Source organism: Marinobacter sp., assembly GCF_033722195.1.
Taxonomy (GTDB): domain Bacteria; phylum Pseudomonadota; class Gammaproteobacteria; order Pseudomonadales; family Oleiphilaceae; genus Marinobacter.
The window spans coordinates 1-21558 of the sequence record NZ_JAWVZL010000003.1 but is presented as its reverse complement, the minus strand read 5'-3'; the positions used below and the strand labels follow the sequence as shown (position 1 = coordinate 21558).

23 protein-coding genes are annotated in these 21558 nt (G+C 65.8%); 13 read left to right on the top strand and 10 right to left on the bottom strand.

Annotation, left to right across the window (positions count from 1 at the left end; all coding sequences use genetic code 11):
* Positions 1-14 precede the first annotated feature (14 nt).
* From lptM to R3280_RS01010, 6 genes are read left to right on the top strand one after another with little or no spacing between them, the layout of a single operon-like run.
* Complete coding sequence (gene lptM, locus R3280_RS01035; protein WP_413468725.1) at positions 15-179, top strand: LPS translocon maturation chaperone LptM; 165 nt, start codon at positions 15-17, stop codon at positions 177-179.
* A 33-nt stretch (positions 180-212) separates the two neighbouring features.
* Positions 213-1481, top strand: coding sequence for a diaminopimelate decarboxylase (gene lysA, locus R3280_RS01030; RefSeq protein ID WP_318996715.1), 1269 nt, complete (start codon positions 213-215; stop codon positions 1479-1481).
* Positions 1478-2392 carry a diaminopimelate epimerase gene (dapF, locus tag R3280_RS01025; RefSeq protein WP_318996714.1) on the top strand — a complete coding sequence of 305 codons (915 nt, stop codon included), beginning with the start codon at positions 1478-1480 and terminating at the stop codon, positions 2390-2392. The genes lysA and dapF overlap by 4 nt, the downstream gene beginning before the upstream one ends.
* Before the next feature lie 15 nt (positions 2393-2407).
* Positions 2408-3154 carry a DUF484 family protein gene (locus tag R3280_RS01020; RefSeq protein WP_318996713.1) on the top strand — a complete coding sequence of 249 codons (747 nt, stop codon included), beginning with the start codon at positions 2408-2410 and terminating at the stop codon, positions 3152-3154.
* Between the two features lie 2 nt (positions 3155-3156).
* Positions 3157-4140: a tyrosine recombinase XerC gene (xerC, locus tag R3280_RS01015; protein WP_318996712.1), complete on the top strand. Its 984-nt coding sequence runs from the start codon at positions 3157-3159 to the stop codon at positions 4138-4140.
* Positions 4141-4184: 44 nt separating this feature from the next.
* The gene (locus R3280_RS01010) at positions 4185-5864 is read left to right on the top strand and encodes a diguanylate cyclase (RefSeq protein WP_318996711.1); all 1680 of its coding nucleotides are present in this window, start codon (positions 4185-4187) and stop codon (positions 5862-5864) included.
* Here the strand turns inward: R3280_RS01010 and R3280_RS01005 are convergent.
* Positions 5858-6091, bottom strand: a complete 234-nt coding sequence (locus tag R3280_RS01005; protein WP_318996710.1) for a DUF2789 domain-containing protein — start codon at positions 6089-6091, stop codon at positions 5858-5860. The two genes, R3280_RS01010 and R3280_RS01005, sit on opposite strands and share 7 nt — an antisense overlap.
* Positions 6092-6186: 95 nt before the next feature.
* On the opposite strand from R3280_RS01005, the gene R3280_RS01000 reads away from it, so the two are divergent.
* Positions 6187-8988, top strand: coding sequence for an ATP-binding protein (locus tag R3280_RS01000; RefSeq protein ID WP_318996709.1), 2802 nt, complete (start codon positions 6187-6189; stop codon positions 8986-8988).
* Between the two features lie 21 nt (positions 8989-9009).
* On the opposite strand, the gene R3280_RS00995 is transcribed toward R3280_RS01000, so the two are convergent.
* Positions 9010-9366 carry a hypothetical protein gene (locus R3280_RS00995; RefSeq protein ID WP_318996708.1) on the bottom strand — a complete coding sequence of 119 codons (357 nt, stop codon included), beginning with the start codon at positions 9364-9366 and terminating at the stop codon, positions 9010-9012.
* A gap of 237 nt (positions 9367-9603) precedes the next feature.
* Between R3280_RS00995 and R3280_RS00990 the strand changes: the two genes are divergently transcribed.
* The gene (locus R3280_RS00990) at positions 9604-10218 is read left to right on the top strand and encodes a hypothetical protein (RefSeq protein ID WP_318996707.1); all 615 of its coding nucleotides are present in this window, start codon (positions 9604-9606) and stop codon (positions 10216-10218) included.
* Positions 10219-10227: 9 nt separating this feature from the next.
* On the opposite strand, the gene R3280_RS00985 is transcribed toward R3280_RS00990, so the two are convergent.
* The 4 genes from R3280_RS00985 to R3280_RS00970 all read right to left on the bottom strand — a co-directional run bounded on the left by R3280_RS00985 (position 10228) and on the right by R3280_RS00970 (position 13311).
* Entirely contained in the window at positions 10228-10668 is a 441-nt protein-coding gene (locus tag R3280_RS00985) for a hypothetical protein (RefSeq protein WP_318996706.1), read from the bottom strand.
* Complete coding sequence (locus tag R3280_RS00980) at positions 10655-11341, bottom strand: GntR family transcriptional regulator (RefSeq protein WP_318996705.1); 687 nt, start codon at positions 11339-11341, stop codon at positions 10655-10657. Before R3280_RS00980 ends, R3280_RS00985 begins: the two co-directional genes overlap by 14 nt.
* Positions 11342-11409: 68 nt before the next feature.
* The gene (gene cls, locus R3280_RS00975; RefSeq protein ID WP_318996704.1) at positions 11410-12840 is read right to left on the bottom strand and encodes a cardiolipin synthase; all 1431 of its coding nucleotides are present in this window, start codon (positions 12838-12840) and stop codon (positions 11410-11412) included.
* Positions 12841-12861: 21 nt separating this feature from the next.
* Positions 12862-13311 (bottom strand): PilZ domain-containing protein, encoded by a 450-nt coding sequence (locus R3280_RS00970; RefSeq protein WP_318996703.1) that lies wholly within the window; start codon positions 13309-13311, stop codon positions 12862-12864.
* A 186-nt stretch (positions 13312-13497) separates the two neighbouring features.
* Between R3280_RS00970 and R3280_RS00965 the strand changes: the two genes are divergently transcribed.
* Together R3280_RS00965 and R3280_RS00960 are read left to right on the top strand one after the other, a co-directional pair.
* A complete protein-coding gene (locus tag R3280_RS00965; protein WP_318996702.1) occupies positions 13498-14184 on the top strand; it encodes a hypothetical protein in 687 nt (228 codons plus the stop codon).
* A 22-nt stretch (positions 14185-14206) separates the two neighbouring features.
* Positions 14207-15013, top strand: a complete 807-nt coding sequence (locus tag R3280_RS00960) for an alpha/beta fold hydrolase (protein WP_318996701.1) — start codon at positions 14207-14209, stop codon at positions 15011-15013.
* 1 nt (position 15014) lies between these two features.
* Here R3280_RS00960 and R3280_RS00955 read toward each other — a convergent pair whose 3' ends face one another.
* Positions 15015-15170 (bottom strand): hypothetical protein, encoded by a 156-nt coding sequence (locus R3280_RS00955; RefSeq protein ID WP_318996700.1) that lies wholly within the window; start codon positions 15168-15170, stop codon positions 15015-15017.
* Positions 15171-15355: 185 nt separating this feature from the next.
* Between R3280_RS00955 and R3280_RS00950 the strand changes: the two genes are divergently transcribed.
* From R3280_RS00950 to R3280_RS00940, 3 genes are all read left to right on the top strand, one after another.
* Entirely contained in the window at positions 15356-16444 is a 1089-nt protein-coding gene (locus R3280_RS00950; RefSeq protein WP_318996699.1) for an SMP-30/gluconolactonase/LRE family protein, read from the top strand.
* Positions 16441-16959 carry a thioesterase family protein gene (locus R3280_RS00945; RefSeq protein WP_318996698.1) on the top strand — a complete coding sequence of 173 codons (519 nt, stop codon included), beginning with the start codon at positions 16441-16443 and terminating at the stop codon, positions 16957-16959. The genes R3280_RS00950 and R3280_RS00945 overlap by 4 nt, the downstream gene beginning before the upstream one ends.
* A 78-nt stretch (positions 16960-17037) precedes the next feature.
* Entirely contained in the window at positions 17038-17988 is a 951-nt protein-coding gene (locus R3280_RS00940; protein WP_318996697.1) for an NADP-dependent oxidoreductase, read from the top strand.
* A 14-nt stretch (positions 17989-18002) separates the two neighbouring features.
* On the opposite strand, the gene R3280_RS00935 is transcribed toward R3280_RS00940, so the two are convergent.
* The 3 genes from R3280_RS00935 to R3280_RS00925 all read right to left on the bottom strand — a co-directional run.
* Positions 18003-19856 carry a sodium:proton antiporter gene (locus R3280_RS00935; protein WP_318996696.1) on the bottom strand — a complete coding sequence of 618 codons (1854 nt, stop codon included), beginning with the start codon at positions 19854-19856 and terminating at the stop codon, positions 18003-18005.
* A 46-nt stretch (positions 19857-19902) separates the two neighbouring features.
* Entirely contained in the window at positions 19903-20700 is a 798-nt protein-coding gene (gene tcdA, locus R3280_RS00930; RefSeq protein WP_318996695.1) for a tRNA cyclic N6-threonylcarbamoyladenosine(37) synthase TcdA, read from the bottom strand.
* 260 nt (positions 20701-20960) lie between these two features.
* A partial coding sequence (locus tag R3280_RS00925) for an acyl-CoA dehydrogenase (protein ID WP_318996694.1) occupies positions 20961-21558 on the bottom strand: 598 nt, incomplete at its 5' end.

Here is a 21558-nt window from a genome sequence, read left to right as displayed (position 1 = left end):
GGGTACGGCAGGCAATGCGGACGCTCTCTCCACTCTTTGCGGTTCTGGTCACGGTCATGTTGATCGCCGGTTGTGGCCAGAAAGGGCCGCTCTACCGGCCGGCGCCGGAGGCGGCCCCGGCCTCCGAGGCCGAGACGGCCGGCACCGGCTCCGAGCGTGACGATTCCGGCGAGCGCTAGGGCACCGCTGTACCACCAGTGACAGGACAACCGATGGACCACTTCAATTACCGTGACGGCCACCTCTTTGCCGAGGACGTGGCGCTGGCCGATATTGCCGCCGCCCACGGCACGCCGGCCTATGTCTATTCCCGCGCCACGCTGGAACGCCATTACCGGGCTTACGACGACGCCCTCGCGGGCCGTCCCCACCTGGTGTGCTACGCCGTCAAGGCCAACAGCAACCTGGCGGTGCTGAACGTTCTGGCCCGCCTCGGCGCCGGTTTCGATATCGTCTCCGCCGGTGAGCTGGAGCGGGTGCTGCGGGCCGGCGGTGATCCCTCCCGGGTGGTGTTTTCCGGGGTTGGCAAGCAGCCCTGGGAGATGCGCCGGGCCCTGACCGTCGGGGTACGCTGCTTCAATGTGGAGTCCGACACCGAGCTCGACCGTCTCAACGCGGTGGCCGGCGAACTGGGCATGAAGGCGCCGGTGTCCCTGCGGGTCAACCCGGACGTGGACGCCGGCACCCACCCCTACATCTCCACCGGCCTGAAGGAAAACAAGTTCGGTATCGACATCAACGAGGCGCCGGCGGTCTATGCCCGCGCCGCGGCGATGCCGAACCTGGATGTGATCGGCGTGGACTGCCACATCGGCTCCCAGCTCACCTCGGTGGCACCCTTCCTGGACGCCCTGGACCGGGTGCTGGCGCTGGTCGACCAGCTGGCGGGTCAGGGCATCATGATCCGGCACCTGGACATGGGTGGCGGTCTGGGGGTGACCTACGACAGGGAAACCCCGCCGCAGCCTGCCGATTACGTGGCCAGGCTCTGTGAACGCCTGGCCGGACGCGACCTGGAGCTGATCCTGGAGCCCGGTCGCTCCATTGCCGCCAACGCCGGCATCCTGCTGACCCGTGTCGAATTCCTCAAGTGCACCGAACATCGCAACTTCGCGGTCATCGATGCTGCCATGAACGACCTGATCCGGCCCGCCCTCTACGGCGCCTGGCAGGCGGTGGTACCGGTGAGCCCCCGCGACACCGGCGACGAGAAAGTCTGGGACCTTGTGGGCCCGGTCTGCGAAACCGGTGACTTCCTGGCCAAGGAACGCAAGCTGCGGCTGCAACCGGGTGATTTGCTGGCAGTGCGCTCCGCGGGTGCCTACGGTTTTGTCATGAGTTCCAACTACAACACCCGCAACCGCCCGCCAGAGCTGATGGTGGACGGCGATCAGGTCCACGTGGTGCGCCAGCGCGAGACCCTGGAAGACCAGCTTCGGCTGGAGAGCCGGCTGCCGGATTCGGCAACGGAGTCATCATGACCGAGCGCCGCGGCCAGGGTCCTCTGCTGGAGTTCACCAAGATGCACGGCCTGGGCAACGACTTCATGGTGGTGGACGCCATCAGCCAGCCTTTCTGGCTGCAGCCGGAGATGATCCGTACCCTGGCGGACCGGCATTTCGGCATCGGCTTTGACCAGCTCCTGGTGGTGGAACCCCCGGGACTGCCAGACGTGGACTTCCGCTACCGCATCTTCAACTCCGACGGCAGCGAGGTGGAGCAGTGTGGCAACGGCGCCCGCTGTTTCGCCCGCTTTGTCCGGGACCAGCGTCTCACCAACAAGAAAGTGCTCCGGGTCCAGACCAGCGGCGGCGTGATCGAGCTGCGGGTGGGCAAGGACGGCTGGGTGAGCGTCAACATGGGAGTGCCGGAGCTGAACCCGCCGGCCATTCCCTTTGCGGCCGACCACCGCCAGCGGGTGTACACCATGGAAGTGGACGGCCAGACCCTGGAGATCAGTGCGGTCTCCATGGGCAATCCCCACGGTGTACTGGTGGTGGAGGACGTGGACACCGCACCAGTGGCGACCCTGGGGCCACGCCTGGAGCGCCATCCCCGCTTCCCGGCCCGGGCCAATATCGGCTTCCTGCAGGTGGTGGACACCGGTCATGCCCGCCTGCGCGTGTTCGAGCGTGGCGCCGGCGAAACCCTGGCCTGCGGCACCGGTGCCTGTGCCGCGGTGGTAGCCGGTCAGCTGCGGGGCCTGCTGGGCAAGCGGGTAGAGGTCACACTTCCCGGTGGTCCACTGGTCATCGAATGGCAGGGCGAGGGGGCCCCTGTTATGATGGAAGGGCCGACGGCGCGGGTCTTTGACGGCCAGCTCAGGCTGCCTGCGGAGGCGGCCCCCCGTCGCTCCCGCCGGAGCGAACGTGGCGGCAGGGGCCGGCAGTGATCAAAGGAGAATTGCATGACAGAACCAACGGCCCGACAGAAGGCCGACGCCCTGACCGCGGAACAGGTGGCGGATTACCTCCGTGCCAACCCCGATTTCTTCGTCGCCCAGGATGAGCTGCTTCGCAGTCTGACGTTGCCCCACGACAGCGGCCGGGCGATTTCCCTGGTGGAGCGCCAGGTGCACCTGTTCCGGGAGCAGCGCGACACCCTCCGCCACGAGCTGGTGGAACTGGTGTCCATCGCCCGCCAGAACGATCGTCTGTTCGAGAAAAGCAAGCGCCTGCTGATGCAGGTGATCGAGGCCACCAGCCTCAACGACATGGCCGCCGCGGTGGACGACAGTATCCGCGGTGACTTTGGCCTGGACGCGGCGTCGGTGATCCTGTTTTCAGACCAGCCCCTGGCCACCAGCGCTGAGGGTGCCCTGCAGGTCGTGTCACCGGCCGAGGCGGAGCGCCATCTGGGCAGCCTGCTGGAAGGTGAACGGGCGGTCTGTGGCCAGTTCCGCGAAGGCCAGCGCGATTTCCTGTTTCCCGACCGGGAGCAGCCAGTGGCTTCGGTGGCGCTGGTCCCCCTGCGTCATAACGGCCTGATTGGTGTCTTCGCCGTCGGCAGCTGTCAACCGGGCTATTTCGACCAGAGCATGGGCGCGCTGTTCCTGACCTACATCAGCGACACCCTGAGCCGGCTGTTGCCGCCCATGCTGCACCGGCATGCCAGCCTGGGAGCGGTGCCCGACTCCGTGGCCGAGTCCCGCTGACCATGGCGCCTTCTGCGCACGGGGCAGACGATGCCGGCGGCGAAGGCGACAGCGCTCTTGTAGCCTCGCTCGCGGAACCTTTGGCGCGATTCATTGACCACCTGTCCTCCGAGCGCCGCCAGGCGACCCTGACCTGCCGGCACTACCAGCGCGACCTGCTGCGGCTGGGCGCCCACCTGCAGCAAACCCGTCAGCACCAGTGGTCCGGCCTGGACCAGGCCGGCCTGCGACGTTATGTGGCCCAGCTCAGCAGGGCCGGTCTGGCCGGTCGCAGCATCGCCCGCCACCTCTCCTCGATAAGGCGTTTCTACGATTTCCTGTTGCGGGAACGCCAGGTCCGGGACAATCCGGCCCTGGATGTCCGGGCGCCGAAGTCCGGTCGCAAGCTGCCGGGGGTGGTGGACGTGGACCAGGTCAACCAGCTGCTGGACGGCGGGGCCGAGGAACCGCTGGAGATCCGGGATCGCGCCATGTTCGAATTGTTCTACTCGTCCGGCTTGCGGCTGGCGGAGCTGGTCGGCCTGGATCTGGGGGCCGTGGATGGCCGCAGCGGCGAAGTCCGGGTGCTGGGCAAGGGCGGCAAGGAGCGGCTGGTGCCGGTGGGCCGCAAGGCCCTGCTGGCGCTGCAGGACTGGCTCAATGTGCGCCCGGGTCTGGCACCAGAGAGCCAGCGGGCGCTGTTTGTCAGCCGCCGCGGTGACCGCATCAGCCCCCGCAGTGTGCAGCTTAGGCTGCAGCGCTGGGGCCTGCTCAAGGGCGCGGACCAGCGCCTGTATCCGCATCTGCTGCGACACTCCTTTGCCAGTCACCTGCTGGAGTCCAGCGGCGATCTGAGGGCGGTGCAGGAACTGCTGGGGCATGCGGATATCGCCACCACCCAGATCTACACGCACCTGGATTTCCAGCATCTGGCACGGGTGTATGACCAGAGCCATCCCAGAGCCAGGCGCCGCCCGAAGGCGCAGGACACGGCCGGCGACACCTGACCCGGGCCAAGACATTCACACCACAATGCCACCGGGAGACAGGCATGGCATCGGAACAGTCCTGGAAGCAGCAGTACCTTCAGGAATTGGACAGCAGCAAGGCGCGCGAGCAGCAGTGGCAGTCCGAGCGCCACACCCTCGAGCGCTTGCTGGTACGCACCAGCTTTGCCGCGGAAGGTCAGGACGATCAACTGGACAGGCTCCTGGAGGGGGTGCGTGAGCACTTGCGCCGCAAGGGTGCAGATCCGGGTGGGTTGCGGCGGCTGCAGGAGCAGCTGGATCAGCGCCTGGTGGCGCTGGAGAGCGACAGTTCCGGCATCGGCTCCCGTCTCCGGGACAGCCTCCAGCAGTTGATCTCGGCGCTACGCCACCACGAGCTTTTCCAGGGTCACGGCGATCAGCTGAAGCAGCTGGGGCGCCAGCTCAGCGAACCGGATACCCTGCAGCGGGCGTTGCCGGAATGGCTGTTGCGGCTGGCGGAACTGGAAGTTCAGGCGCTGCAGGGCGGGTCTGCCGCCAAATCCGGAAATGGCCTGCTGGGCCGGCTGTTTGGTGGCCGGCCGGCGCCGAGTCCGGAGCCGCCGGTCACCATGGAGGTACCGGCGTCTGCATTGGACGCCACCGACCCCTGCGAGCCCTTTCAAGCCGCCCTCAAGGCCAGCCACGCGCAGCGTGCCCGTTTTGCCCGGCGGGTGGCCGAGGTGTTGGAGCACATGCTCAGTCAGGTCACCCTGGCACCGGCGGCCCATGCCCGGGCCCTCAGCATCCGTAGCCGCCTGGCCGAGAGCGACGACTGGCAGGAGTTGCGTGATGCCCTCAACGAAACCGCCGAGCTGATCATTGCCGCAGTCAGTCGCGGCCAGCTGGAATTCGAGAGCTTCCTCAAGCGCCTTGACGAGCGCCTGTTGGCCCTGCAGACCCATCTACTGGAGCAGTCGGCGCAGAGCGAGCACCGCCAGAGCGCGTCCGAACAGCTGGAGACAAGCCTGAACCGGGACCTGCAGGCGCTCACCGACAACCTGGAGCAGAGCGATGACATGGCCCAGCTCAAGGCTTCCGTCAGCAAGCACCTGGAGTCGATTGCGCATTCGGTGCGGCATTACCGCGAACAGGAATCGGCGCGGGAGGCCCTGGCCCAGGAGCAACTGGCGGTGCTGCAGGAAAAGCTGGCCACACTGGAGGCGCACTCGGAACACACCAAGGAGCAACTGCGCCAGGAGCGCAGCCGGGCCCTGACCGACGTGCTCACCCAGTTACCCAACCGGGAGGCGTGGCAGGAGCGCCTGGCCTTTGAATATGAGCGCTGGCAGCGCTACCACAATCCGGTCACCCTGTGCGTACTGGATATCGATCATTTCAAGGCGGTCAACGACAGCTATGGTCACAAGGCCGGCGACCGGGTGATACAGTTGATGGCCAAGGTGTTGCGGGATCGTCTGCGGGCGACCGACTTCGTGGCCCGTTACGGTGGCGAGGAATTCGTGGTGCTGCTGCCGGAAACCGGCGTGGACACGGCGCTGGAGGTGATCAACAAATTGCGGTCCCACATCCGGGAGCTGCCGTTCCACTTCCAGGGTGAGCCGGTGTCCATTACCTTCTCGGCCGGCCTGGCACCGTTCCGGGAGGGGGTGGCGCTGGATGCGGTGTTCGACCAGGCCGATCGCGCCCTGTATCAGGCCAAGGCCGCAGGTCGCAATCAGGTCCTGGTGGCCCCGGCTCAGTGACGGAGCTGGGCGTCCAGATCATCGATGACTTCTGCCCAGTCGGCGTTCTCCTCGATGCCCTCGTAGAGGAAGCGGGACTGGCTTTCGTTCCAGAACGGCGCCTTGTGCAGCGGCATGTCCGCCGGCAGCGGCGCATGGTCCTGGATGAATTTGCGGATGGCGGCCTCATCGGAGGGCAGCCCGAGCTGCTCGAAGAGGCGGGGCATGGTATGAATCGTGGTATCCATGATGCGCTATCTCCCGTTTAATCAATTGTGTACCGGTAACCCAGCCAGCGCGCTGGCTCTTATGTTCACTGTAGCCAACTGACATGGATTATCCAATGACGTGCGCCCGCCGCTGGTGCTTGCCAGTCTGCCTTTTGCTGTCGCTGCTGGTACTGATGCCGCAGATGGGCCGCGCCGACCCCCCGGTGACCTCGCCCCTGCCGGTGCTGGACCGGGCCGATCTCAACTGGCTGGCGCAACAGGGGGAGCTCAATATCGGCGTCCGGCCGGGGCAGATTCCGTTGGCGTTTGTGACCGCCGAAGGGGAACTGGCGGGCACCTACATCGACTATCTGAATCGCATCGGTACCAAACTGGACACTCGGGTGGACCTGGTGGCGGCCAGCGCCGCGGACTCCGAGGCCATGCTGGCCCGGGGCGAGCTGGATGCCATGCTGCGAACCCACGCGCCAGGGCAGCCGGTGCCGGCCGGGCTGGCGGTGACCGCGCCGCTGATGAGCCTGACCTACGGCCTGTTCGTTGACGCCGGGGATGCCAGCATCCAGAGTCTTTCAGACCTTGAGGGACGGCGACTGGCGCTGATCGGCGACGACAGCAACCAGTACCGTCTGCTGGAGCCGGTGGAGTCGTTCCGGCCGGTGCCGGTGAGTAACGTGGGGGAGGCTGTGAGCAAGGTGCTGTCGGGCCAGGCGGATGCTTTTCTCGGGCCCATGCCGGTGGTGTCGGATTATCTGCAGGCTGCCCTGATCAACGGTATCGGTCTGGCGTCACTGCTGGACGGCCAGGCCACCCATGTGGTGCTGGCGGTGTCCGAGGAGCGTCGGACCCTGCTGCGGGTCCTCAACCGCACCGTGAACTCCTTCAACCGCAGTGAGCACCAGGCCATCCGCGAGGCCTGGGTGCCCTTTACCGTGCCCAGGGCAGCCTCGGAGGCCAGTATCCAGCTGACCCAGATCGAGCAGGAGTGGCTCAAGCGCAATCCCAACCTGCGGGTGATGTTCCGCTCCAACTGGCCGCCGTTCGAGTTTACCCAGGACGGTGAGCTTCGCGGACTGGTGCCGGACCTGGTGGGCCGTATCGAAGACAGTCTTGGCGTCAGCTTCAGCCGCGAGACCACCACCGACTGGAGTGCGGCGGAACAGGCCCTGCTGGATGGCGAGGTGGATATCCTGGCGGCCCTGCCCAGGTCACCGCGTCGGGAGGACAAATTCCTCCTCAGCCGGACCTATCTGTCACTGCCCATAGCCCTGGCGATCCGCGATGACGGCCGGTTTATCGGGGACCTGCGGGAGCTGCGGGACGAGCGGGTGGGGGTGGTGCGCCAGCAGGCCAGCCACGACTACCTGCTGATCAATCACCCCGATATCAACATCTTTCCGATGGATTCGGTGGAAGAGGGGTTGCTGGCGCTGTCCAACGGTGACCTGGAGGTGATGGTGACCCACATTCCCGGCGTCAGCTACACGGTCGCCCGGTTGGGGCTGTCGAACCTGCGCATAACCAGCATCACGCCCTACCAGTATGAGTTGCAGCTGGCGGTGAGCAAGGAGCGCCCGGAGCTGCTGCGCATCATCAACAAGTCCCTCACCAGTCTGGAGGCTGGCGACACCGAGCCCATGTACAACCGCTGGATCCATCTGGACGTGGAGCAGGAGCCCGACTACACGGTGCTCAAGCGGGTGGTGCTGATTGCCATCGTGGTGGTGCTGATTTTCCTGTACTGGAACCGTAAGCTGTCCCGGGAGGTGGATGAGCGGATCCGCTCGGAAAACGCCTTGCGCCGCAGCGAGGACGACCTGCGCGCCGCCAAGCTGGAAGCCGAGCGGCTGGCCCGGGAGGCGGAAACCGCCAACCGCGCCAAGAGCGAGTTCCTGGCCAATATGTCCCACGAAATCCGCACGCCCATGAACGCGGTGATCGGCTACAGCGACCTGCTCAGCGAGCGGGTCACCGACCCCCAGTTGCGGCAGTACCTGGACGCCATCCGCGCCGGCAGCCGCAGCCTGCTGATGCTGATCAACGACATACTGGACCTGTCCCGGATCGAGGCCGGCAAGATGCGGCTGGAATTCGCGCCCCTGGAGGTCAAGCGCCTGCTGGATGACGTCCGCCACATCTTCGATCTGCGGGCGCGGGAGCAGGGCATCGAGCTCAGGGTCACGGTGGACGCCTCCGTGCCCCGGGCCATGGTGCTGGATGAGGCACGGCTGCGTCAGGTGCTGTTCAACCTGGTGGGCAACGCCATCAAGTTCACCCACGAGGGCCGGGTTGATGTCTACGCCGCCGCCCGTGCCCAGCCCCGCCAGCCCGGCGAAGCCCAACGTCATGAGCTGATCGTCACGGTCAACGACACCGGCATCGGCATTCCCCGCGACCAGCAGGAGCGGATCTTCGACGCCTTCGAGCAGCAGGAGGGCCAGAGCAACCGCAAGTACGGTGGCACCGGCCTGGGCCTGGCCATCAGCCGGAAGCTGGCGCGGATGATGGGCGGCGAACTGTCGGTTCGCAGCGCTCCCGGCCAGGGCTCCACGTTCACGGTACGCCTGCCGGGTGTCGAGGCCACGCTGCCGGAAACCGACACGGAGCAGGCGCCGGCACCGGCGGAGCCGAAGCTGGCGGACGAACTGGATCGGCAGGAACGCGGCTGGCTGCGCCATCAGCTGTCCCGGGATTTCGGTGATGAGTGGCGTCAGGTGCGCGAGAGCGGAGATCCGGAGCAGATGCGGGAATTCGCCGAGCGGGTGCGGGACTGGGGCCTGCGCTATCGTTCCGACCGGGTGGCCCTGTATGGCCGCAAACTGCTGGAAGACGTGGAAACCTTCAATCTGGATGCCATCAACCAGTCGCTGGAGGCTTTTCCAAGGTTGCTCGGGGAAACCGTCAGCGCCCGGGACTAGGCGCCGGGAGACGGCCAGATACTACAGGCAGTCGTACTGGGACTGGCGGTCGAAGGCGACGGACACCATGTCGTAGCCGCTGTCGGACAGGGTCTGGATCAGCTCCCGGTCGCGGATCAGGGTCATGCAGATCTTGTGGACGCTGGCCTGCAACTGTTCGTTTGCCGGGGGCGTGGTGAAGCGGAAGTCCACGATCAGGTACTTGCGGTCCACTGCGGCGGACACCGGGATGTCCTGGCGCTCGACACTGTCGAAGCCGATGTAGGTGGGCTGGTTCTGGGCGAACAGGCCGCTCATCAGGACATCGAGGTTCTCAGCCCGGGCGCTGGTGGCCAGGGTCAGGCAGATGCAGACGGCAGTGAGCTGTGGAATGCGCATCGGGGCGCCCCTGTAACGAAATGTTAAATTGCGTTACTGGAGATTATCGCAGAGTTTCGTCACTTTGCATCGCTCCCGAGCCAGAGATTTTTCAATCTTTTGCAGATGATCATAATTTGACCGATTCGGGCCAGGTTTCCGCACCCGCCGGGATCAACTATCATGGAACCAACGCCTCCGCCGCCCCTCTGGCCGGTCGGCGCCGGCAAACGCAGAAACGGGCGGGAGACTCTTACCATGTACCAACTCGTATTCAGGGGCGAATGTGCCCAGGGTACCGACCTGAAAACCGCTCGCGCCAACGCGCAGGCCCTGTTCAAGGCCAGCCTCGATCAGGTCGACCGCATGTTCAGCGGCCAGGCGGTGGTGATCCGTAACAAGCTCGATCAGGCTCAGGCGGAAAAATACCGCCAGGTGCTCCTCAAACACGGCATGGTGGCCCATGTCCAGGCCATGCCCGGCAGCCAGCCGGCGCCGGCGGCTCCCGGTCAGCCCTCGCAAACCCGGCCCGCGGCGTCAGAACCGGCGCCGCAGCCGCAGCGCCCCACGGAGTCCGCCAGTGCTCCGGCCCGGCGGCCGCCCCAGGGCGCAGGGCCGAAAGTGGAGCCGGGCGACCGCCTGCCGGTGGCGGGCGAGAAAGTGGACAGTATCCTGGCCGGTTCCGGCCTCTCGCTGGACCCGGTGGGGGTGACCCTGGCGGAGCCGGAGGAAGTGACCCCGCCGATGTTCCAGCATCTGGACGAATGGACCCTGGCGCCCGCCGGCAGCGACCTGGGAGAAAAGCGGGACCTGCCGCCGCCCATGGTGCCGGATGTATCCCACCTGTCCCTGGCCGAAGACAAGCAGAACTGACCGGAACCGCTACACCGGCCCGAACAGCACCAGTTCGGGCTCCTCGCAGTTGCCGCTCATGGGACGGCGCAGCAATGCCTTGAACTCGTCACCGGCGCTGGCCGACTCTGGCGCCGGGTGAAACACCAGATCATCACCGGGAAAGAACTGCCAGGTGCCCTGGCGCTGCGATTCGGCGATGGCCAGCAGGGTGGCTATGCCCCGGGTCCGGCTCCAGGCACAGGGCAGGGAGCCGGGTTGGGATTGCGGTTCGGGTGCCGGCCGGGCTTCAGGCACAGGCGTCGGCTCGGTGCCCGGGGCCGGTTCTTCCAGGTTTGCCGGTGGTGGTTCGATCGGCCCCGGCTGGCCGGTCTCCGGCGCCGGACGGGAGGCGCAGGCGCCGATCAGGACGCAGGCCAGGACGACCCCCAGCCGGCTGGCGGCACCGGCGCGGCCATCAGGTCGCGGCATGGTGGCCCTTGGTTTGCTGGCCCAGGCTGGCCAGCACTTGGCCGCACTGCTGGCCGGCATAGCGCTGCAGAATTTCGGTGAGCCGGTCTTCGTCCCGGTCACGGATGGCATCGATGGACTCCCGCATATGGCTCAGATTGTCCTCCAGGACTCGATGGCTGGCGTGCTGGAAGGCCACAAAGGCGCAGCGCTTGGCGGAGGGCCAGAGGTCGTCGATGGCGGACACGATGAAGTAGTTGTCGGCGTAGGCCAGCGAAGCCTGGGTGTACTCGATCCCCAGCTCCAGAAATGCCATCAGGTCGCGCTTCTGGTAGCACTCGTTCATGCGCTCGTAGAGTGACTCCAGCTTTTCCATGTCTTCCGGCTGCCAGTGCCGGCAGAGCTTGCGGCCGGTGTGGCAGAGGTAGAGTTCCAGCACCTCGTACAGGCTGCGGACGAAGAACTCGTCCAGTTCCGTGACAAAGGCGCCACGGCGCGGCACGTTCTTTACCAGGTGACGTTTTTCCAGCAGCAGCAGGCCTTCCCGGATGGAACCGTGGCTGACATCCAGCTGCCGGGCCATGGCCGCCTCGTAGATGCGCTGGCCAGAGCTGAACTGGCCGAAGGCAATCAGGTTTTCGATGTGTCGGGCGACCTGCTCGGTCAGGGTTTCACGGGGTTTGAAGGTGGTCATCGGCTTACTGCTTCGATTCGGAGTTGGCTAATCCTCTCACATTCGGCGCCGGTGGAAAACGTCCGGAACTAGAGCAGCGGGGCCAGCAGCCTGACCGCACGGCAGGTCAGGCGGAACGCCAGGGAGCGGTCCCGGTAGTCGCGCTCTGTCATCTGGCGGCAGGCCTTGAGGTCTTCGCTGAGCATGACGTGGACCTGCTGGACGAAACGGCTGCCGGTGGACAGCGCGGTGATCTCGAAGTTCAGGCGCATGGAGCGGTTGTCCAGGTTGGCGGTGCCTACCGCGGCGTAGCGGTCGTCCACCAGCACCAGCTTCTGGTGCATGAAGCCGGGCTGGTAGCGGTAGATGCCGATGCCGGCGCGGCTGGCCTGCACCAGGTAGGAGTAGGCCGCCAGCCGGATCAGCCGGTGGTCGGATTTCTCCGGGATGATGATGCGTACGTCCACACCCCGCAGGGCCGCCAGCTGCAGGGCGTTCACCACCTGAAAGTCCGGCACGAAGTAGGGCGAGGTGATCCAGATCCGCTTGCGGGCGTTATTGATGCAGTTCAGGAAGAACAGCGTGCAGGTCTCGAAGGGATCGGCCGGTCCGGTCGGCAGGATTAGCACGTCCTGGTCGCCGGCGTCCTCCTCCGGCGCCTGCCAGTTGAGGCTGGGCAGGGTGTCGTTGGCCCAGTTCCAGTCTTCCAGCCAGGCCAGCTGCAGGCCCAACACCGCCGGCCCGGTGACACGGCAGTGGGTGTCCCGCCAGGGCCCCTGGTCGATGTCGGTGCCCAGATATTCGTCGCCGAGGTTGATGCCACCGACAAAACCCACCCGGCCGTCACACACCAGCAGCTTGCGGTGATTGCGGAAGTTCATCTGCAGGCGCCGACGGCGTACGTTGCCGTTTCCGAAGGAGGACACCTGGGCGCCGGCCTGGGCCAGCTCGGTGAGGTATCGCCGCGGCAGCTGGAAACTGCCGATGTCGTCGTAAAGGAAGTAGACCTGCACGCCGTCGGCGAGTTTGCGCTTGAGGATGCTCTTGATGCGCTGGCCGACCCGGTCAGAGCGGACGATGTAGAATTCCAGCAGGATATACTCCCGGGCATCCTCCATGGCGTCGAACAGGGCGTCGAAGATGTCCTTGCCGTCCTTGAGCAGGTCGCAGCGGTTGCCGGTGGTGAAGGGCTGCTTGGCCAGGGCGGTGAGTACCCGTAGCTCGTCGCTGAAGCCTTCCCGGTCGGTCTTGGGGATGGCGGCGGCCTGCTGTTCGAAGTCCGCCAGCAGGTGATTCAGGGACTGATCTCCCAGCCGCCTGGCCTTGACGTAGCCGGAGAAGCGGTTGCGGCCGAACAGCACGAACAGCGGCAGCGCCAGGAAGGGGAAGCCCAGCAGGGCGGCGATCCAGGCGATGGCGCCCTGGGCAGTACGATAGCTCAGCAGCACCCGGTAGACGCAGAAAATCGCCAGGCTGTAGACGATGGCCAGGGCCGGCAGCAGCAGCGGAATGTCGGTCACGGTGCGGCGGCTCCCGGCGGTCTAGCCCTTGTTGCGGAGTCCTTCGATGTCCTGGAGCGGCTGGATCCGGAGCCGGAGTTTCTCGCTGCGTTCAAGAATCCCCTCGATTCGGCCCAGTTGGGCCCTGGTCTGTTCGGATTTCATGGTGCGGTTGGCGTTGTAGTCGAATTCGAGCCCGTACAGGGGCTTGCCGTCATCCACCTCCCGGATATTACGGACTACCGCCGCCACCTTGTCCAGCCCCAAGGTGCCGGCTTCCATGTGCAGCTCGATGCGCAGTTCAATGGCATCCCCCACCTCGAGCCGGTCGTCGCCGTCCAGGTACAGGGACAGGCCAGCCCGGGTGAAATCCTGGCCATCCGCTGGCCGGAAACGTCCGAACAGGCCTTTGCGGGGCCGCCACTGGACTTTGAGTTCGGCGGCAGGAAGTCGGCGGAGCTGACGGCGCTCATGGGGTTGCTTTGCGACCATGGGTGATGGAGATCCTTGATGTTCTGGGTTTTATCGATGCCCGTACCGGGGTAATGTGACCGCCTTGGCGACGCCGGTCAATGTTCCGGCACCGGGCGGCATTCAGAGGCATCTTAATGTAACCTGCAGCGTTGATATCCTGCAGTGAAACGGCACAAATATGTGCACTGGGTCAGGGGAATTGAGGTGAGTAGCAAGGGAACACAGGTTTTCGACATCGACGCTGGCCTGCTGGACGACGAGTTGCTGGCCAGCCAGATGCGCTTTCTGGTGGGCCTGGTGGGGGCCGGCCGGGACCTGGGCGCGCAAACCCAGGTGCCCGCCGGCTGGCAGGGGCACGAGGATGCGCTGGCGCTGCGGCTGAACCAGGTGCAGGAGGAGTCCGCCCTGCGCGGTGGCGCGGTTCCCGGCCGGGTTCCGGTAACGCCGGAATCGGTGATCTGGCCCATCCCCCAGGCCGACGGTCTGGAGGCCCAGCTGGCCATGGTCCGGGAGCGGGCGGGTCAGGGCCGGGTCGGCCGCATTCGCCTGCCCAGGAATGATCACGAACTCTGGGCCAGCTATAAATACAGTGTGCTGGCCCGGAACTATCGCGCCTATCAGAGCTTCGGCCAGCGAGTGGCGGCGCGAAGTATTCCGCTCAACGAACTCTGGCTGAGCATGGTGAGCGCCAGCCGCGTGGCGCCCCTTGCCGGCGGCATTCGCAATGCCCTGCAGCACATGTGGGGCTATGTGTCCGAGCATTCCCGGATCAGTCCCCAGACGAGCGACCTGCCGGCACTGGCCCGTGAGATCCAGCAGCAGGCCGCCGCCCACCGGGTGTCCTATTTGCTGAATTCGACGGCGCTGGGTGAGCTGCGGGCCTGGCTGTGACCAAGGCATCGAGGAGAATGCAATGAGTGTTGAACTGAATTACCGGGTGACCGGCGAAGGCGAACCGCTGATCCTGCTCCACGGCCTGTTCGGCTCCCTGGAGAACCTCGGAGGCGTCAGCCAGCGGCTGCAGGATGGCTGGCAGATCCATGCCCTGGACCAGCGAAACCACGGCCGCTCACCCCACGCCGACACCATGGACTACCCGGCCATGGCGGCGGATGTGCTGGCCTACATGGATCGCCAGGGCCTGGGGCAGGCCTCGTTGCTGGGGCACTCCATGGGCGGCAAGGTCGCCATGGAGCTGGCGCTGTCTCACCCGGAGCGGGTTGACCGGCTGATCGTGGCGGACATTGCCCCGGTTACCTACCGGCCCCGCCATGACAATGTACTGGCGGGGCTGGACGCCATTGATCTGGCCGCACTGGAGAGCCGCCAGCAGGCGGACGAAGTGCTCAGGGCTCACGTCGAGGAGCTGCCGGTGCGCCAGTTTCTGCTGAAGAACCTGATTCGGGTCGGTGCGGATGAGGATGCCGGCAACGGCGCCCGCTTCCGCTGGCGGCTGAATCTGACCGCCATCAAGGCCTGTTACGACAACCTGGCCAGAGCGCCATCCGCCGAGGGCCCCTTCGACGGGCCGACCCTGTTCATCAAGGGCTCCGAATCCGCCTATATCCAGGACAAGCACAGGGACGCCGTGGCCAGGCTGTTCCCCCATGCCCGGCTGCGCATCATCCAGGGCGCTGGCCACTGGCTGCATGCCGAGAAGGCGGACACCTTTGCCACCCTTTGCCGGCGTTTCCTGTCCGGCCAGGACGACGGCCGCTGACTCAGGCCTCGGCCTGCTCCAGTTCGCCGTTGTCGGTGTCGGTACCTGAGAGGGCGGTCATCCTGCGGTCGAAGAAGCTCTTTGCGCTGTAGACGATGCCGCCTAGAACCAGGAGGGCGGAGACAGTGAAAAGCGGGGAGGAGAGTTCGTACAGCATGGCGCTGCTCCGGCAGAAGTGGCTTTGCGATCCGGGCTGCTGCCGGGTCGACCAAAAATTGAGCGGCGATCATACCGGAGCTCCCCGGGTCCGGCAAGGCTGCCTTCCTGGCCCGAAGGGGCTGGGCGAAGAAAGCGGAAACCCGATAAAGTTCGGCGAAATCACGATAAAAACAGGGAAATGCTATGAGATGGCTTGGTCTGGTTCTGGTGGTGCTGGTGTTGTTGGCGGCGGCTTTCTGGTGGCTGCCGTCACCGGTGGACAGTCAGGCCTGGACGCCGCCGCCGGCGCCGGAGCTGACCGGCGAGCTGGCCCCCAATGAGGCGCTGGAGCAGGCTGAGCTGCTGGCGAAAGGCCAGGTCTACGGGCCCGAGGACACCACCGTGGACGATCAGGGCCGGGTCTACACCGGTACCCAGGATGGCTGGATTGTCAGGGTCTGGCCCGATGGCCGGGTGGAGAGCTGGGTGGAGACCGGTGGCCGGCCCCTGGGCATGGTGTTTGACGACGCCGGCCGTCTGATTGTGGCTGATGCCTGGAAAGGCCTGCTGGCTATCGATGCGGACGCCGCCATCGAGGTGCTGACCACCGAGGCTGACGGCATCCCCTTCGGTTTCACCGACGATGTGGACATTGCCCCGGACGGCCGCATCTACTTCAGCGATGCCAGCGCACGTTTCAACCAGCCCGATTACCGCCTCGACCTGCTGGAACTGCGTCCCCACGGCCGCCTGCTGCGCTACGACCCGGCCACCGGCGCCACCGAGACCCTGGTGGGCAACCTGTTTTTCGCCAATGGCGTGGCGGTGTCTCCCGCCGGTGACTATGTGCTGGTGAACGAAACCTGGAAATACCGTATCAAAAAGCACTGGCTCGAGGGTCCCAGGCAGGGCCAGACCGACGTCTTCGCCAGCAACCTGCCGGGCTTCCCCGACAACCTGGCCATGGACGATGCCGGCCGGGTCTGGGTGGCCTTCCCGACCCTGCGCAACAGCCAGATCGATGAGCTTCACCCGACGCCCTGGCTCAAGGACCTGGTGGCCAAACTGCCGGAGAGTCTGCAGCCGGCGGTTCAGGAATATGGCCTGGCGGTGGCGATGAACGCCGACGGCGAGATCCTGGCCAGTCTGCACGACACCGACGGCAGCCACCTGCAGGAGATCACCTCGGTGAATCCCCACCAGGGCATGCTGTATTTCGGCTCACTGCACAATGACCGCATTGGCCGCCTCCCCATGGCGGCGGTGCCCGGTCTGGAGGATGACACGCCATGACCCGTGACACGCACACGCCCGATCACATCCCCGGCCACGGCGCCGACAAGACCCCGGACTACCGTGACTGGGACCTGCCGGACCCCTTCATCCTGGCCATCGAGGTCACCGAGGCAGATACCGACCGCCTAGGCCACGCCAACAACGTGGTCTACGTGCGCTGGCTTGAGGACATCAGCTGGGCCCATATTGAAAGCCTGGGTATGACCTGGGAACTGCACGAGGCCACCGGCAAGGCCATGGCCATCACCCGCACCGAGATCGACTACCTGGCGGCCGCCAATGCCGGCGACCGGCTGCTGCTGGCCACCTGGCTGACCGGCTTCGACGGCCGCCTGCGCTCTTCCCGCCAGTTCCAGCTGGTCCGGCCCGCCGATGGCCGGACCCTGGTACGCGCGGTCTCCACCCATGCCTGTGTCAGCCTGCGCAGCCAGCGTCCAACCCGGGTACCGCCGCAATACGCCGACATCCTTGCCGGAGCCTCGGTGTCCGGCGGCAAACCCATGCTGGACTGAAGCCGCCGCCGGGCGGGTTTTCTGCTAGGCTCTTGGAACGCCACCCCCTCAATTGCGGAACGACTCTTGGAGACCGACATGCGCCGAATCACCTATGACCGTTTTGGTGACGCCGAGGTCCTGCGCCTGGACCAGGGAGAACCGCCGGCGGTGGCCGCCGGCGAGGTCCTGATCCGGGTCGCCGGCGCGGGCCTCAATCCCATCGACTGGAAAACCCGCAAGGGCCTGGGTTTCGCGGCCCGTCAGATCGAGAACCGTCTGCCCTGGACCCCGGGTTACGACGCCGCCGGCACCGTCGCCGAAGTGGGCGAGGGCGTGGATACCCTGTCGGTGGGCGACCGGGTGATGGGAATGATCGGGTTTCCCGACAGGGGCGGGGCCTACGCCGAGTATGCCGTAGCCCGGGCAGACGAGCTGATCATCGTGCCGGAGGAGCTGGACCTGGTGACCGCCGGCGGCCTTCCGCTGGCGGCGCTGACCGCCTGGCAGGCCCTGTTCGAGGTGGCTCATGTGGGCCCCGGTGACAAGGTCCTGGTGCACGCCGGCGCCGGTGGTGTCGGGCACTTTGCGGTGCAGTTCGCGCTGGTGCGGGGTGCCCATGTGCTGGCCACCGCCTCGGCCGCCAACCGGGATTTCCTGGCGGCGCTGGGGGTGCACGAGGTGATCGATTATCACACCACCGACATTGTCGAGGAGTGTTACGGCCTGGACGCGGTCATCGACCTGATTGGTGGTGAAACCGGCAAGCGCTCACTGCATACCCTGGGCGAGGGCGGCGTCCTGGTGACCATCCCCACCGTCACCGCCGACGACATCATCACCGAGGCCGAGCGCCGGGGTCTGAGGGCCCACGGCATGACGGTGCGGCCCGATGTCTTCCACCTGGATGAGATTGCCGAGCTGATCGAGGATGGCGATGTCCACGTCCATCTCGACCGGACCTTCCCCCTGGAAGAGGCGGTAGCGGCCCACAAACTGCTGGAGCAGGGCCACGTCCGGGGCAAACTGATCCTCGACTGCCGGGGCTGACCGGTCCGGGGCCGTCAGGCGGGTGAGGCCTGGGGCGCCGTGCCGGGCTCGTCTGTGTCCTTTTCCTTGCGATCCTTCGGCGGCTGGGGCGGCACCAGGCTGACCAGGGTCCAGCCCTTGTCCAGTTTTTCCGGCGGCTGGCTGGTTACCGCCTGGATGCGGTCCTTGGGGTCGATGGTGAACAGCGGCAGTGCCTGCTGGTAGCGCTGCTTGAAGTCGGTGAAGGTGAAGTTGTCACCGAACTGGGTGGTTTTCACCGTGTAGCCCTTGCTGGCCATGCTGGCCAGCTTGGCATAGCTGACCTCACCGAACAGGCCCCGGGTCTGCTGGATCTTCTCCGCGGTCTGGTGGCGGGCCTTCTGATCCTGATCCCCCTCCGACAAACTGTAGACGCTGCCGTTACCGAACCAGTCCAGGAAGTGGTAGGTGGCCAGGGAATTGAGCTGCTTGTAGGGGGAAATTACCAGCAGGTTGCCGATGCCGGTCAGGTCAAGGTGGGTGGAGGCGTGCTCGGACACCGGGTTGCCAAAATACACGTTGAGGTTGTCCATCCGTGCCATGCGGACGTTTTCCCAGTTGGTATCGCACAGCACCACCGGCACCTCCAGTTTTTTCAGCACCAGGCCGATCTGCCGCGCCACCTGGTTGGCCCCCAGAATCAGGAAACCGTAATCGGCGGGCTCATCCACCTTCAGCAGCCGGGCGATGGGCCGGGCGGTCAGGCTCTGCAGGGTCACGGTGGTGATGATCACCATGAACACCAGTGGCACCAGGGCGGCCGCCCCGTCGTAGCCCACCCGCTGCAGCTGGAAGGCGAACAGGGCCGACACCGCCGCCGCCACAATGCCCCGCGGCGCCACCCAGCTCAGGAACAGCTTGTCACGCCAGGTCAGACGGGTGCCGATGGCGGACAGGAAGATACTCGCCGGTCGCGCAATCAGGATCAGCGCCCCCAGTACCACCGCCAGGCCCCAACCCAGCTCGGCAATAGCGGCGAACTCCACCCGCGCGGCCAGGATGATGAACAGGGCCGAAATCAGCAGTACGCTGAGGGATTCCTTGAATTCCAGAATCTGCTCCACCGGCACCTGCTTCATGTTGGCCATCCAGATGCCCATGACGGTGACAGTGAGCAGGCCGGATTCGTGGGCCAGCTCGTTGGACAGGGCGTAGACCCCCAGCATGAAGGTGAGGGTGCCGGCGTTGTGCAGGTATTGGGGAATCAGGTGCTTGCGCAGGGCGATGCCGTTGAGCCAGCCGGCCGCCGCGCCCAGCACCAGCCCGGTGAGGATGGTGGTGGCGAAGATATACAGCGAATGCTCGAACACGTTGCCCTGGCCCCAGGACACGATGCCCTCGAACACCAGAACCGCCAGCAGGGCGCCCACCGGGTCGATGATGATGCCCTCCCAGCGCAGGATATTGGCCAGCTTGGCCACCGGGCGCACCGAGCGCAGCAGAGGCGCGATCACGGTGGGGCCGGTGACGGTGGCGATGGCACCGAACAGCAGGGCGATCTCCCAGGACAGGTCCAGGGCCCAGCGTGCCGCCAGGGTACCCACCGTCAGGGTAACGATGGAGCCCACGGGAATTAGGTTGCGCACCATCTTGCCGTGGCCCTTGATCTCCCGGAATTTCAGCGTGAGGCTGCCCTCGAACAGGATCACCGCCACCGACAGGGAGATCAGCGGGAACAGCAGGTCACCAAAGATGGCTTCCGGGTCCAGCAGGCCGAACATGGGGCCTGCGGCGATACCGCCGGCCAGCAGGAACAGGATGGCCGGTACCCGCAGGCGCCAGGCCAGCCACTGGCAGAACAGGGAGATCAGGCCAATGCTGGCGAGCAGTAGAACGGTGCTGACTTGCATAATGACATCGTAGTCCGTAGCTGGTTTGGGCCCGTGCCGGGCCGGTTCAGGATGCCCTGGCGCGCTTGGCGATCCGGTTGATCAGTCGGGCGGCCGCAATCAGGCCGAAGCTGGCGGTGACCGGTGTGGCGGCGCCAAAGCCGGAGGCGCAGTCCAGACGCACCGGACCGTCAGTGTCCGGTTTCTGCAGGCAGACCTCGCCGTCACCGGCAGGATAGGTGAGCTGCTCCAGCGAGTACACCGCCTCGATCCCAAAACGGCGCTTGGGGTTGCGGGAGAAACCATACTCTCGGCGAAGCATGTTGCGCACCTTCGCCAGCAGGGGGTCCTGGGTGGTGCGGCTGAGGTCGCCCACCAGGATCTGGGTCGGATCCATCTGGCCGCCGGCGCCGCCTGCGCACACCAGCGGGATCTTCTGGCGCTGGCAGTGGGCAATCAGTGCGGCCTTGGGGCGAACGCTGTCGATGGCGTCCACCACCCCATGGAATTCCCGGGTGAACAGCTCTGCCACGTTCTTCGGCGTGGCAAAACCGAAATGCACCCGGATGTCCGCCTCCGGATTGATAGCCCGCAACCGCTCGGCCATGGCGTCGGTCTTGGTGCGGCCGTACTGGCCGGCCAGGGCGTGGAGCTGGCGGTTGGTGTTGGAGACGCAGACATCGTCCATGTCGATCAGTGTGATGGTGCCGATACCGGTGCGTGCCAGGGCCTCGGCCGCCCAGGAGCCGACGCCACCAAGACCCACCACCGCAACGTGGCTGGCGCGGAACGCGGCCAGGGCCTGGCGGCCGTAGAGCCGCTCGATACCGCCGAACCTGAGGCTGTAGTCGTCGATCTGGATCATCTGCCTGTGGTTGCCCGAGTGTCCAAGGAGCGGCCATTGTAGCGCAAGGCAGCAGCGGCTGCAGACCGGCCGGAGCCCCAAACAAAAAAGCCACGCATAGGCGTGGCAGGCAAGCAAGGAGCCCGACCCTGCGGAGAGCCGGACAAGACTAGTTCAGAGACACTAATCAACATCTGAGATTATAGCGCCGGCGGCTGGCGCCACCATGTCATAAGCTGCCAGCCACCGGTCATTTCCGGCCACAATGCCTGGGCGCGATATCAGGCCGCCCAGTGGTCGTCGCTGAACGCCATCAGGCTGTCCTTGCCGGTGGTGATGTCCCGGGTCAGCTGCTCGATCTCCGGCAGGATCTTCTCAAAGTAGAAGCGCGCCGACACCTGCTTGCCTTCCAGCAGGACCTTGTTGCCCTCGCCTGCCGCCAGCTTCGCGGTGGCCACCTGGGCCATGCGGGACCAGAGGTAGCCGATCACGGTCAGTGCCATCAGCCTCAGATAGGGAGTGGCGGCGGCGCCGGCCTGTTCCGGGTCTTTCGGCGCGTTGGTGGCCAGCCAGACTGTGGCCTGCTCCAGGGCCCTGATGGCGCCTTTGAGTTCTTCGCCATGGGGCGCTTGCGGGTTTTCCTTGAGGAAGCCGCTGAGGACACCGAACAGGCCCCGCACCAGCTGCCCGCCCTTGAGGCTGAGCTTGCGGCCCACCAGATCCATGGCCTGGATGCCGTTGGTGCCCTCGTAGATGCGCGCGATGCGGCCGTCACGAACCAGCTGCTCCAGTGGCCAGTCGGTGGTGAAGCCGGAGCCACCCAGCACCTGCAGGCCGATGTTGCTGTTGTTGAAGCCCTCGTCGGTGAGGAAGGCTTTG